Source organism: Blastopirellula marina (assembly GCF_002967715.1).
Taxonomy (GTDB): domain Bacteria; phylum Planctomycetota; class Planctomycetia; order Pirellulales; family Pirellulaceae; genus Bremerella; species Bremerella marina_B.
The window spans coordinates 598700-611088 of the sequence record NZ_PUIA01000016.1; the positions used below are offsets into that span (position 1 = coordinate 598700).

13 protein-coding genes are annotated in these 12389 nt (G+C 57.1%); 8 read left to right on the forward strand and 5 right to left on the reverse strand.

Annotation, left to right across the window (positions count from 1 at the left end; genetic code table 11):
* Positions 1-7 precede the first annotated feature (7 nt).
* The 3 genes from C5Y96_RS04245 to C5Y96_RS04255 all read left to right on the forward strand — a co-directional run bounded on the left by C5Y96_RS04245 (position 8) and on the right by C5Y96_RS04255 (position 4713).
* Complete coding sequence (locus tag C5Y96_RS04245) at positions 8-913, forward strand: MotA/TolQ/ExbB proton channel family protein (protein ID WP_158261087.1); 906 nt, start codon at positions 8-10, stop codon at positions 911-913.
* Positions 914-998: 85 nt separating this feature from the next.
* Positions 999-1382, forward strand: a complete 384-nt coding sequence (locus C5Y96_RS04250) for an ExbD/TolR family protein (RefSeq protein ID WP_105350282.1) — start codon at positions 999-1001, stop codon at positions 1380-1382.
* Positions 1383-1425: 43 nt separating this feature from the next.
* Positions 1426-4713, forward strand: a complete 3288-nt coding sequence (locus C5Y96_RS04255) for a prenyltransferase/squalene oxidase repeat-containing protein (protein WP_105350283.1) — start codon at positions 1426-1428, stop codon at positions 4711-4713.
* Between the two features lie 21 nt (positions 4714-4734).
* On the opposite strand, the gene C5Y96_RS04260 is transcribed toward C5Y96_RS04255, so the two are convergent.
* Positions 4735-4986 (reverse strand): winged helix-turn-helix domain-containing protein, encoded by a 252-nt coding sequence (locus C5Y96_RS04260; RefSeq protein WP_199188627.1) that lies wholly within the window; start codon positions 4984-4986, stop codon positions 4735-4737.
* Positions 4987-5079: 93 nt separating this feature from the next.
* Entirely contained in the window at positions 5080-5532 is a 453-nt protein-coding gene (locus C5Y96_RS04265; protein WP_105350284.1) for a hypothetical protein, read from the reverse strand.
* Between the two features lie 256 nt (positions 5533-5788).
* On the opposite strand from C5Y96_RS04265, the gene C5Y96_RS04270 reads away from it, so the two are divergent.
* Positions 5789-6655, forward strand: coding sequence for a tetratricopeptide repeat protein (locus tag C5Y96_RS04270; RefSeq protein ID WP_158261088.1), 867 nt, complete (start codon positions 5789-5791; stop codon positions 6653-6655).
* 199 nt (positions 6656-6854) lie between these two features.
* Complete coding sequence (locus C5Y96_RS04275) at positions 6855-7094, forward strand: hypothetical protein (RefSeq protein ID WP_105350286.1); 240 nt, start codon at positions 6855-6857, stop codon at positions 7092-7094.
* Between the two features lie 28 nt (positions 7095-7122).
* Here the strand turns inward: C5Y96_RS04275 and C5Y96_RS04280 are convergent, their stop codons facing one another.
* A complete protein-coding gene (locus tag C5Y96_RS04280; RefSeq protein ID WP_158261089.1) occupies positions 7123-8217 on the reverse strand; it encodes a phosphatidate phosphatase App1 family protein in 1095 nt (364 codons plus the stop codon).
* Positions 8218-8535: 318 nt separating this feature from the next.
* Between C5Y96_RS04280 and C5Y96_RS04285 the strand changes: the two genes are divergently transcribed.
* The gene (locus tag C5Y96_RS04285) at positions 8536-9945 is read left to right on the forward strand and encodes a YeiH family protein (RefSeq protein ID WP_105350288.1); all 1410 of its coding nucleotides are present in this window, start codon (positions 8536-8538) and stop codon (positions 9943-9945) included.
* On the forward strand, positions 9945-10145 hold the full coding sequence (locus C5Y96_RS04290; RefSeq protein ID WP_105350289.1) for a hypothetical protein: 201 nt from the start codon (positions 9945-9947) through the stop codon (positions 10143-10145). Before C5Y96_RS04285 ends, C5Y96_RS04290 begins: the two co-directional genes overlap by 1 nt.
* A gap of 3 nt (positions 10146-10148) precedes the next feature.
* Here the strand turns inward: C5Y96_RS04290 and C5Y96_RS04295 are convergent, their stop codons facing one another.
* Both C5Y96_RS04295 and deoC read right to left on the reverse strand, forming a co-directional pair.
* Complete coding sequence (locus C5Y96_RS04295; protein ID WP_105350290.1) at positions 10149-11162, reverse strand: cytochrome-c peroxidase; 1014 nt, start codon at positions 11160-11162, stop codon at positions 10149-10151.
* A gap of 75 nt (positions 11163-11237) precedes the next feature.
* Positions 11238-12005, reverse strand: coding sequence for a deoxyribose-phosphate aldolase (gene deoC, locus C5Y96_RS04300; RefSeq protein WP_105350291.1), 768 nt, complete (start codon positions 12003-12005; stop codon positions 11238-11240).
* 180 nt (positions 12006-12185) lie between these two features.
* On the opposite strand from deoC, the gene C5Y96_RS04305 reads away from it, so the two are divergent.
* Positions 12186-12386: a hypothetical protein gene (locus tag C5Y96_RS04305; protein ID WP_105350292.1), complete on the forward strand. Its 201-nt coding sequence runs from the start codon at positions 12186-12188 to the stop codon at positions 12384-12386.
* Positions 12387-12389 lie beyond the last annotated feature (3 nt).

A 12389-nucleotide genomic window follows, 5' to 3' on the forward strand; every position in this document is an offset into this window, starting at 1 on the left:
GTCACCAATGGCTCGTTCCATTCTTGTCCTTCTAGCGGTATTGGCCTTCACGTTGCCCTTGCTGGCGCAAGATGGATCGGCCCCAACCGATCAGCCAACCGAAGAAGAATCGCCGGCCTTGATCGAGCAGCGTCTTAACGAGACCGATTCGTTGACTTTGGTAAGCCTGATCCTGCGTGGCGGAAAGATGATGATCCCGCTGGGGGTCATGTCGGTCGTTGTCGTCGCGCTTACGCTCGAGCGTCTTTTCGCCCTGCGCAAGTCGAAGATCATTCCCTATCAACTCCAACGCGAACTTTCCCAGCTTCGCCTGTCGGAAAAGGGGCTTGACCCGCGCGAGGCGTACAAGCTGTGCAAAAAGTATCCTTCGGCTCTGGCCAATGTAATTAAAACAATGCTTCTGCGAATCGGTCGTCCGCAATCCGAGGTCGAGCATTCCGTAGCGGAAGCCACCGAACGGGAAGCGGATCGGCTGTACAGCAATGTCCGCTGGATCGCCCTGATGGGAAGCGTAGCACCCCTGTTGGGGCTGATGGGTACGGTCTGGGGCATTATCTGGACGTTCTACAAGACAACCCAGTTGGAAATCGGGGCCGATCGTGCGGACCAATTGGCTGGCGGTATTTTTGTGGCCCTGGTCACGACGCTGGGTGGTTTGACGATTGCCATTCCCGCAATGATCTTCGCCCAGTACTTTGAAAGCCGGATTGTCGCGCTGTTTCATGAAATGGACGAGATCCTGTTCGACTTGATCCCCGGCTTCGAGCACTACGAAGGGAAGTTGCGAGCGAAGCATCGCACTTACGACGGGCCATCCCCTCCGGCAGTAAAAACGATGGAGCCCCCCAAGACCGCGGCTCCCGGCGGAACGCTGGATGGCTCGCAGACGCAAGCGTTGCCCCGGTCGCAGTAGTCGACAGTATTGATCCTACAGAAACGTATTTGCGAAGAAGACCAAGCCTGTGGCAGTCAAACTCAATCGTGGACGAGCTCGATCGATGTTGGATATTACTCCACTGATCGATATCGTCTTTTTATTGCTGATCTTCTTCATGGTGATGACCCGATTCGATGAAGAAGACTACAAGCTGGATGTCGTGTTGCCGACCGCCAGCGAGGCACAGCCCTTGATATCGCAGCCTCGCGAACTGTTTATCAACATTGATGCCGAAGGACGCTTTTTTGTGCGGGGGGACGAACATTCGATCACTGAAATCGAAGAGATCCTCGAGCAGACGGCTGCCGACAATCCCGAGAGTTCAGTGATTATTCGAGCGGACAAAGACAGCAAAATCGAATTCAGCGTTCAGGTGATGAATGCCTGTAATAAGGCCAAGCTCAGTAACTATTCGATCAGCACCGCCGCCGTCGAGCCAAACTAAGTAGCAATCGCTCCGTATACCAACGGGAGCTTAGCGGAAAACCATGGCAAAGCATTGGAGCAAAGAACAGCTGCCTCCTCAGCTCTCGTCCACCGACGAGAAGGCGTGGCCGGTCTATACGGCCTACACGTTCTTCATGCTGTATTTCGGTGCGTCGAGCTATCTCCTTTTCGACTGGGATCACGAGCTGTGGTACTTCAACGCCAAGGTATACATCGCGTTCGCGACGGTGGCCTGGTTGGTGGGGCTGGCGATCATTCCCCTGCTCGATCTGGGCAGCGTTCGCCGTGGTATTCAGCTTTCGATCGTGCTCAGCCTGATGCTGCACTTGAGCATGTTTCTCGGCATGGTGGCGATCGATGTCGGAGAAGTTGCTGATACTTCGCTCAACCAAAATCGTGAGAAAACGCCCCAGCGGCAACCGGTGGTCATTCCCGACTATAGCCCCGCTCAGATCAACGAAGATCGCGATGCCGAGCGCGAATACGAACAGCCTGTCGAAACCAAGGAAGCCGAAGCTCAGGTCGATCCGCTCGAGCAGGAAAAGATCGAGCACGAGCAGCCGGAGATGAAGGAGAACGATGTCTCGCAGGAAGAGCTTCCACGCGAAGTTCAGCCTGAGGAAATGGAGCGCCGCGAACAACAGGTCGAGCAGCCGAAGCAAGAGACGCTGCAAGACCTGCCGTCGCAGCTGGCCAAGCAGGCCCGCGAGATGCAGCAGCGCGAAGTCGAACAGGCTCAGCAGATTGAAGTCCAGCGACAAGAGGAGATGCAGCCTGAGCTATCCGCCGCTGACGCCGCCGCACAGCGCTCTGCCCAGGCGATTGAAATGCAGCGACAGGCGTCCAGCATTCAGGATGCCGTTCAGCGAATGACCGATCTTCAACGACAGAACACGGCGCAAGATCTGCCAAGTCTTTCCCCCACCCAGGCCCAGGAAGTTCAACGGCAACGCACCGAAACCAACAATCTCGCTCAAACCCAGGCCGAGAACGTCGAGGTTCAGCGAAACAATCCACAGCAAGTTCGAGCCCAGGCCCAAGCCGCCGATCTAGCTCGTCAGGAAGCCCAGCAGCAAGCCAATCAGCCTCGTGCTATGGTCCAATCGCCGAGCCCAACCACCCTGGCTGCCAGCATGGCGATGACGCGTAGCCAGCAAAGCCCTGAGATGCAGATCGCTCCATCGGCTTCGTCGGCGGATATCGCTCGCAATGCTTCGGCCAGCAACTTGCCCACGATCAACACGAACGTCAGCGATCAGCTGCCTCGGCCTACGCCAGGGCAGTCCAGCAATTCGCAGCTTCGGCCAGCCGCCGGTAGTGTCGCTCGGCAAGAGGTCGGCGGCGATGGCGTGACGGCCAATGCGACTAACCCGGGCCAACTCTGGGCTCGCCCTTCGACGGCCGATCGCACGGCAGAGATGGTCCAGCAGCATGGTGCTACGCGTAGCATGGCTTCGCGTGACGAAGGGATCGTCACCAGCAATCAGGCCAATCCATCGATCGGTCGAACGCCATCTGCCGGTGCCCAAGCGATGAACGGACCAAGTGCCCAGATCGAATTCCAGGGACCAGCCAATGGCAATCAAGCCGCTGCCAACGCCGATGCTTTGGCTTCCGGGCAGTTCTCGTCACCTTCGATGAATGTTGGTCGAGCTAACGGTAACGGTGCCGATCAAATCGGTAGTGGCCAAGTGGGTGCAGCCGAGGTCGGAACGCCTGGTGCCAATCGTGGTGCTGACTTCTCGGCGCTATCGCGTGGAACCGGTAATCGCGGCAACGATGGTCCTTCACTGGCTGAAATGGCCTCGGGAACCCAAGGCCTGCCAGGCAGCCGTACGCCAGGAGCTGGCCCCGTCGTTGGCACGCGGGCAACCGCGGATGGAGTTCCCGGCGGAGGGGGCGGAGCGATGCAGCCAGGAGGTGGCGATATTGCGGGCTCGCTGCCAGGTTTGGGTAGCGTGCCCGAAATTCGTCGGCGAAACGTCGGTGGACCGGCGATGCCATCGGGTAGGCCAGGCGTGAACGATCTGGCTGGCGCTCCGATCGGAGCAGCCACCGAGCCAGGGTTCATCGGGCGACGTCGAACGAGTGACGCTCCACAGATCACCACGAACATGGCGAACATTCCCGTGCGATCTCCTGGTCGTCGTGGTCCGCTGTTAAGCACCCGGGCAGCCGTTCCGACCGAAGCGTTCAGCCGCCGTGCGATGCGAAAAGGAGAAGGGGCAGGGGATGGATCGCGCCGGCCTAGTCGTGAAACGGAAGAAGCCATCGAACGCGGCCTCGCGTTTCTGGCTCGTCACCAGTCGTCCGATGGCCGCTGGAGCTTGAAGGGCTTCGCAGCCGTCCATCCCGAGAACTTCAATATCTATCGCAACGAGTTGGCTACGCTCAATTCCGATACGGCGGCAACGGGGCTCTCGCTGTTGGCCTTCCTGGGGGCCGGTTACGATCACCTCAGCGATAAGTACGAAACGGAAGTCCGCGGCGGCGTCACGTTCCTGGTCGAGAATCAGAAAGAAAACGGCGATCTGTACATCGAAATGGACCCCACCTCGAATTCCAGCTGCCGTCTGTACAGCCATGCCATTGCGGCACTTGCGTTGTGTGAGGCCTACGGCATGACGCAGGACGAATCGCTGCGTGCGGCGGCCCAAAAGTCGCTCGATTACATCGAGGCCGCTCAAGATCCGGAACTCGGTGGCTGGCGATACACGCCTGGTAACGGTAGCGATACCTCGGTGACCGGCTGGATGTTGTTGGCCCTCAAGAGTGGTCAGCTGGCAGGGCTGCGGGTCGATCCGAGGTCGTTCGAGGGAATCCGTAAGTGGCTGGCATCGGCTGAGTCACGCCAGGGTGGCCGGGCCGTTTATGTTTACAATCCTAACGCACCTGATACACCGCAACAGCGTCATGGTCGCGACCCCAGCCAAACGATGACCGCCGTGGGAGCTCTCATTCAGCTTTACTTGGGCAATCGCCGCGATAGCCGCATCTTGCAGGACAGTGCCGACTACCTGAAAGAGAACCTTCCCGCGCTGGGGACCCCGGAAGCTCCGCTGCGGGATACCTACTACTGGTATTACGCCACCCAGGTGATGTTCCACATGCGGGGCGAGCACTGGGAGGCCTGGGACAGCAAGCTACACGTCATGCTCGAGCAAACCCAGGTTCTCGATGGCCCCGCCGCCGGCAGTTGGGATCCGAAAGGGGACGTGCCAGATCGCTGGGGCGGTTTCGCCGGACGCATCTACGTGACGACGATGAACCTGCTTTCGCTGGAAGTGTATCACCGTCACTTGCCGATCTACGACGAAGTGGCGAACTAGTGGAGCCTGCCAAATTAAGAATTACGGCTCTGGCGGGCCATGTTCATCGATCAGGCCAATTAGCTTGTTGCGGCCTTTTTCGAAGAAGAACACCTTGTTCTCGCGTGCCAGCCAACCGACTGCCAGCAGGATAGTGTCCTTCTTTTCGCCCACCTCTTTGGTCAGCTTGGTCAGGGACACAGGACCTTCGGCTGATAGATAGGCCCAAATCTGGCCCGAAGTTTCCCCGATTTTCTGCATCGTATCTTCGTGGAGATCGGTGGAAATCGACATCGCGAGGCTCTCCTCAAGTTGAGAATCGTAGTTGAGTGATCCGCCAACAAGGAAGATTATAGTGGACGCAAACGTCCCGTTTCCAGTGTTCCTCTACGATCGAATCAGGTCGTGGGTAATCGCGGAAAAGACAAGCTCCATTTCGTCGAACTCGCGATCTTCCCCCTGGTAAAGGATGACGCACGGACGCACGCCTAGCATCAATGCCCGAATTTTGGCTTGGACCAGAAAGTCCAGGCAGTAGAAGTTCAGGTCGCAACCAATCAGGTCGACCCCTTCGATCGTCTGCTCGGCAGGAACCGACTCGAAGTCGGTGTATTCTTCGCTTAACGCGTCGCGAACGGCGTCAACCAGCGCCTCGAGTTCGGTGCCGGGCTCGTAGATCATCAGCGTCCAGAACGCTTCGGTGGGGCTGTGGACCGAGACACTGCGCGGCCAGGCGTTGGTCTGGTCTTCCGAAATTCGCCAGTTCTCGGGGTACGAGAACTTCACGCCTAAATTGTCGTATGTGGCAACCACGGCAGCCTTCGTTGCGTATTGGTTCAAGGAATCAGGGGGGATCCCCTGAGGGTGAATTCGATCTATTTCCCCGTATTTTAGCGGGTTTAGCTTGTTTGCCTATCGGCGATCAAAGGGACAAGCCGAGCCTGATCTAGGACGAAAAACGCAGGTTTGGTAGTCTCTGCCAGTTAATAACCAACGGCGAACGATTCGCTGGAAACCTTCTATGGAATGGATGCAATCCTCGGAAATGGCTAGGAGCCGCGCCTTCTGCGCAAGCGGAATCGTGCTGGGTGCGCTCATGCTAGCAGTTTTCGGAGGGTGCAGTACGTTCAGTCAGGCGAATGCTTCGCATCAGAAGATCGTTCAGGCTCGTCAATTGACGCAGCGCGGTGTGCAAGCGATGCACCGCGACGACTGGGAGAATGCCGAGAAGCTTCTGGCCGAGGCCAAGAAGAACGCTCCCTACGATCTGCAATCCAGAATGCATTACGGCGAGACGCTCTGGAAAACCGGTAAGCGAACCGAAGCGATCGCGGAACTGGAATCGGCCCTGGCACTGGGGAGTGACGATCCCAATTTGCACGCACGAATTGGTCGGATGTATCTCGATTCCGGCGATCCGACTAAAGCGCATATGTCCGCCAACAGGGCGATCGAGTGCGATCCGAAGTTCGCCCCGGCGTGGCAGTTGCAGGGGGACCTCGCCCTGGTGCGAAGGGATCTCGATTCGGCGAAGCTCTGTTACATTCGCGCCGCAACCAACAGCGAAACCGCCAACCGCGATGTCCAGCTGCGATTGGCATCGACCTACCGGCAGCTAGGACAACCAAGCCAGGCATTGGCCTGTATTTCGATCGTCCGCCAGGCCGAGTTCGGCCATCGGCTGCCAGCGGACGTGGGTGTCGAGCAGGCCCTGGCCTACCGTGATCTGGGACAGCATCTCGATGCGGCCGATTGCCTGGCGGAATTGGCCGAGACGAATGAGATGACCGCCGACCTCCTTTATACCTGGGCCGAATGTGAAGTTGCCGCCGGCCGATTAGCTCGGGCCGAGTATGCCGCGAACTCGGCACTTCAGGTCAATCCACAGCACGCTTCTGCTTTGCAGTTGGTCGGCCAACTGCCGGTCTTCCGTCAGCAGGCTCAACAGTCCATGCGGCGATAGGCTTTCGGTTGGAACGAGTTGCGATGGTATCGATTGTGGCGGTCGCGCGGACTCGTCCTTCGTAAGTCATGTGTCTGCGTGTGGCAATCTGTCATCATCGTTTGACTTCGCCAACATGCGTTCTAGGTTTTCAAGACCGAACCACGGAGATCCTTTCCGTGAACGTATAGAAGAAGACTGACCGTCGGAGATGTCTACGATGAATCAACCTGTGCCTGCCACGACGACTCCTTTTGTCGATCGACGTAGCCCTCGGAAGCCGGGCGAAACGCCGGTCTTCGAGCGTCGCCAATTCACCAATAGTCACGAGGGATTGTCCCCCGGTGCTCATGAATTGGCCCTGGCGATCGACGAATACAAACTTCGCAATCGTCGTCGATTCATCACGTACGAAGAGATGTACGAGATTATCACCGGCTTGGGGTATACCCAGGTCTAGTGCCGACCAGGCTCTAAGAAGATGGCGTTCAATTCCCGTCGCCGTTGGCCTCTGCGGATGAGATTTGCGTAGGGGCCGGCAGGTCGTATTCTTGTAGCTGAGAAGCGCACGTGAAACGCTGCCACTTCTCTTCCGGTACTCGCCGGAACGCCTTGGCGTAGCGATGATCGGTCGACTTCTTGCCTCCCAGATCGCGAATAAAAATCTTTACGACCTGATCGGGATACTTGCGGGCCATCACGCCGTAGGTTTCCGGGTCTTTCTCTCCGGAATCCCCCACCATCACGAATTTACGATCGGGGAAGGTCCGCAGAAGCTGCTTGATCGCTTTCCTTTTACCCCACCGCCGCGCAATGAACAGCTGCAGCACGGTTGGGTCGCGAAAGCGAACGCTCTTCATGTGGAACGAACCATCCGGCAAGCCTTGATCGCGAAACAGTTCCGACAGCGGTTCAAACAACTGCCAAGGGCTGCTGGTGACGTAATGGAACGAGGCTCCTTGCTGTTGCCATTTCTGGTACAGATCAACCATGCCTGGCACGGTGGCAAACTCGTGCAGGAAGGTATTCGCCAGCATGTCCTTGCGCGTCGAGACTTGGGTGTGTTTGACCGTATCGTCAATGTCTGAGATGACCGAGATGCCGTCGCGATCGATCAGCTTCACCAGGCCTTCCAAGGGGGTGGCTACCTCGAACTTGGAATGGATCGCATAACGAACGTGCCGGGTCGCCCCCACCGTCATGGCGATGGTATCGACGTCTTCGTTAGGGATAAGCACCGTACCGCGGAACTGGCCATTCTTTTTGGTCTTTCCGCGCAGCTGGTAGATCTTATCGCCGATCTTCACAGCGATCTCCTTGCCACCGTGCTGGTAAACGGTGAACCCTAAGATCCGCTGCTTGAAGACGTTGGTATCGAGTTGTTCTTGCGTGGCCCCCATCAAGCGCGCCAAAACTCGGATCATGATCTTGCGGGGAAGGTTCTCAGGCACGGCCTCGAAAACACTTCCATGGACCTGCAAAATCCACCCGCTTTGATCAGGAGCCGGATAGGCATAGGAAGGATAGAGCACGACGCGCTCGTTGTCCTTCAAATTGCTGAGGGCAGTTTCATCGGGAAACATGCGCTGCCTACGATGGGCCTCCGATTCAAGAAACGATAATAGCATCATCCCCTCTATCAATGCGTTGTCCGTCCTGCGAGGGGGATTTGCCATTTCGCATTCTACTGTACCAGCGGCGTTCCTTGCAGCGATGCTAGGGAGAAAGTTGTCACAAGGGGTGGTTGATTTTCCTTTTCCTTCACTTACAACGCATTCTAGGGGGGGATTCGCCGCGAAGCAGCCAATCTTGCGCCCTTTCGCCTTGGGAAGTCTTAACGATTTGGTTATATTTTCAGTGCATGAATCGCCCGCCAACAGCCTCCCTCTCTCTATCACACCATGAACGAAACCGACAGCGCACCTGCTCCTTCGCCTGAAAAACGCTCGGGTCTTTCGGAAGATGTCATCGCCATCGTGGTCGGCATGTTACTGCTGATTCTATGTTTCGCGGCGACGCTGACGCTTGGGAAAAGAACCGTCGAAGATGGGACGGTCACCGCGATCGCCAACCCCTTGAAGCCCTTCGTCAGCAAGCCGGGTGGTTGGGAATCGAATCCGATTGTCGCGTTCACCGGAACAGCCGACAAACCCAAAGTCACTTGGCCCGGCACCATCGGTGCGCTAGTGATCCTGTGCGTGGTCATGGCATCGCTGTCCCTCTTCATGCGTCCCCAGGCTACCCCGGCGGCTTTCATTTATGGCTTTCTGATCCTGTTCGCGCTGGCTTTGATCGCCTATGTCCTGGCAGGTCAGTCCGTAATCAAGAACTACAACCTGGAGTATGCCCTGTGGGCGCTGGTCGTCGGTTTGATCATCGGCAATACGATTGGCAAAAAGGCCTTCGGCGAACTGGGCGAGGCCGCCATGCGGACCGAGTTGTACATTAAGACGGGCTTGGTCTTGCTGGGGGCTGAAGTCCTTTTCAGTCGTCTGCTGGCCATGGGTATGCCAGGCATCATGGTGGCCTGGGTGGTGACGCCGATTGTGCTGATCACCACGTTCTGGTTCGGTCAGAAAATCCTGAAGATGAAGTCCGCCTCGCTCAATATGACGATCTCGGCCGATATGTCGGTGTGCGGCGTGTCGGCGGCCATCGCGACGGCGGCCGCGTGCAAAGCGAAAAAGGAAGAACTGTCCGTGGCGATTGGTCTCTCGCTGTGCTTTACGGCGGTGATGATGGCTGTCATGCCCATGCTGATTACCTCGATGGGGCTCGATCAGGAACTGGGCGGAGCATGGATCGGCGGAACGATCGACGCGACCGGGGCTGTGGCTGTCGCAGGTGGTCTTCTGGGGGATACTGCACTGGAAGTCGCCGCTACCGTGAAGATGATTCAGAACATTCTCATCGGCGTGATTGCGTTTGGTGTCGCCGTTTACTGGACGACTCGCTCGGATGGCGAAGAGGGAGAGGCTCCTAAAATCGGAGCGGGCGAAATCTGGAAACGCTTTCCGAAATTCGTACTCGGCTTCATCGGAGCATCGATCATCGCCTCGCTCATCTACGCCTCTTCGAGCGAAGGGGAGATGCTGGTCACGGCGACGACATCCGTTACCAAAGAGCTCCGCGGCTGGCTGTTCTGCCTGGCTTTTATCTGCATTGGCATCGATCTGAATTTCCGCCAGCTTTCGTCACAGTTTCACGGTGGTAAACCGTTGATCCTGTATATTTGTGGTCAGACGCTGAATCTAATTTTAACTCTGGCAATGGCCTACCTGGCGTTCAAAGTCATTCCGTGGGGTTCGTAATGAAGTCGGATCCAAACTACCGCGGTTGGATCGCTCTCGCCGTGACCGGACTCTGTATCACGGCGATCTGGGGCATTGTCTTACCGGCACTGGCCCAGACCGAGGTCGTCCGTGAGCGAGAAGCATTTCTGGAAGCGAACCGCATCAATCCGGCTGCCATGTTCTACACCGAGCTTGAGTGTCTTGACGCCGATAAGTAGCGATTACTTGGGCAGCGTCGGCTTCTCGATCTGCGGATAGGCGTTGCTGCGTAGTCCTTCGCGCAGGAAAGTCACCAGTGCCTTCTTTTCTTCCGGCGTGAGGTTCAGGGGCACGATATGCGGATCGAGTCGAGGATTCTTACCGCCCCCTTCGTTGTAGAAGTCGACCACCTCTTCCAGCGTTGCTTTGCTGCCATCGTGAAAGTATGGGGCCGTCAACGCGAGATCGCGGAGCAGGGGAGTGCGAAACTTGCCGATGTCCTCAGGTTTGCCGGTGTGCCCGGCCCGGCCTTGATCTTGCTGCGTGTCGCTGAGGCCGGTACCGATGTTGTGAAACTTATGGTCCGTGTAAACCTTGGCGATGTGGCAATTGCCGCAGTTCGCTTTGCCAAAGAAGATTCCACTGCCGCGGCCGATTTCTCCTTCGAGTGCATCGGCATGCCCTCCTCGAAAGCGATCGTAAGTCGTTTCTCCAGCGACAATCGTCCGCTGAAACGCGGCCAGGCTCTTGGCGACATTCTGCGCCGTAACCCCGTCCGCAAATACTGTTTGAAACTGCGATCGATAGCCATCGATATTGCGAAGTCGATTTTCGAGTTCGGTCAGGCTGATATCCATTTCGGCCGGATTGGTCATCGGAGCCAGGGCTTGCACTTCCAGGGAAGGGGCCCGCCCATCCCAGAAAAACGTGCGATGCAGCCCCACGTTCACAATGCTGGGGACATTACGCGAGGTGAGCTGGCCGTGGGCTCCCGGCGTAAACTTCCGATCGTCGGCCCAACCTTTGTTGGGGTCGTGGCAACTGGCACAGCTAACGGTGCCGTTGCCAGATAGCCGCGTATCGAAGAACAACTGCTTGCCTAGCTCGATCTTCGCGGCCGACATGGGGTTATCTTCCGGCACGATAATCCAGTCGATCCCCAGCGGGACGTCGCTGAAGTAGGTCTCTTGCGCGCAGAGCGATCCCGTCACTTCCAAGGTGAGCAGTAAGATCGAGAGCAGGGCAAGTCGAAGCATGATCGTGGCAGGAAATCGAATGAAGCAGAACGTATCTAGTTCATTCTACCAAGCGGTACTCGGGTACGGCGAGTATTAGTAGCCCCCTCCACCCAGCTTGGCACTGCCACTGGTGTCCCCTTTGCCGTAGGCATCAAGGATTTGCGACGTCGCACTCGTGCCGCAGCGTGATGCGCCGAGTTCCCAGACACGGATAAGCCCCTTCAAGTCGCGAACCCCGCCGGCCGCTTTGACCTGCACGGTTTCGGAAACAGCTTCACGCATCAGTTTCAGGTCGTGTTCCGTTGCCCCTTGGTAGTTGTATCCGCCATCGGCCTGTTTGACGAAGCCGAAGCCGGTGGAGGTTTTCACCCAATCGGCACCGGCGGTTTCGCACATCTGACATAGCTTCTGTTTGAGTGCGTCCGCATCCAGGCCACCGCCGCCGCTGTTGAGATAATCGTTTTCGATGATCACCTTGACCTTCGCCCCATGCTTGTGGGCTTCGTTGCAGACGGCCTGGATGTCTGTTTGAACGTACTCCCAGTCGCCACTGAGGGCTTTGCCGATGTTGATTACCATATCGATCTCGACCGCACCGTCCTGGCAGGCCAGCTCGGTTTCGTGACGCTTGATTTCGGTGAGATTACTGCCGTGAGGGAAGCCGATGACCGTTCCCACCAGCACTCCGCTACCCTCAAGCAGTTCGGCCGCTCGGCGGACGTAGTAGGGCTTGATACAAACCGATGCAACGCCGTATTGAACCGCGGCCTGACAACCAGCTTCCAGCTGCTCGTCCGTCATGGTCGGGTGCAGCAGCGAGTGATCGATCATCTTGGCGAGTTCTTCGTAGGTAGGTTGCATGTTGGGGTTTCCTGGGGGACGTAATTCTTTGCCATTAAGCATGACAAGATGTCGAAGGGCCAAGTGGCTTCTAGCGGGGGTATGTTTCGGAGAAAAACATTGGAAACAGGCCACCGCTTTCTGTATCTTGAGACATCGATTTCAACTTATTGATTGGCCAACGGCAATAGGGATTCAATCGTGGACGATTTTGATGAAGAGCCTGGCTGGGGCTTCAAGTGGCATAACGTTGCGATTGGGATGCTTTGTCTTTTGGGTGGAGGAGGATGGTTGGTCGCCGGGCTTGCAGCAGGTTACATCTATTTCTTCCCAATCGCGATTTGCATTGTTGGAGCCTGTTTTGTGTTGGATGGTTTGCTGGGTGCAGACGGAGTGTGGTGAGCG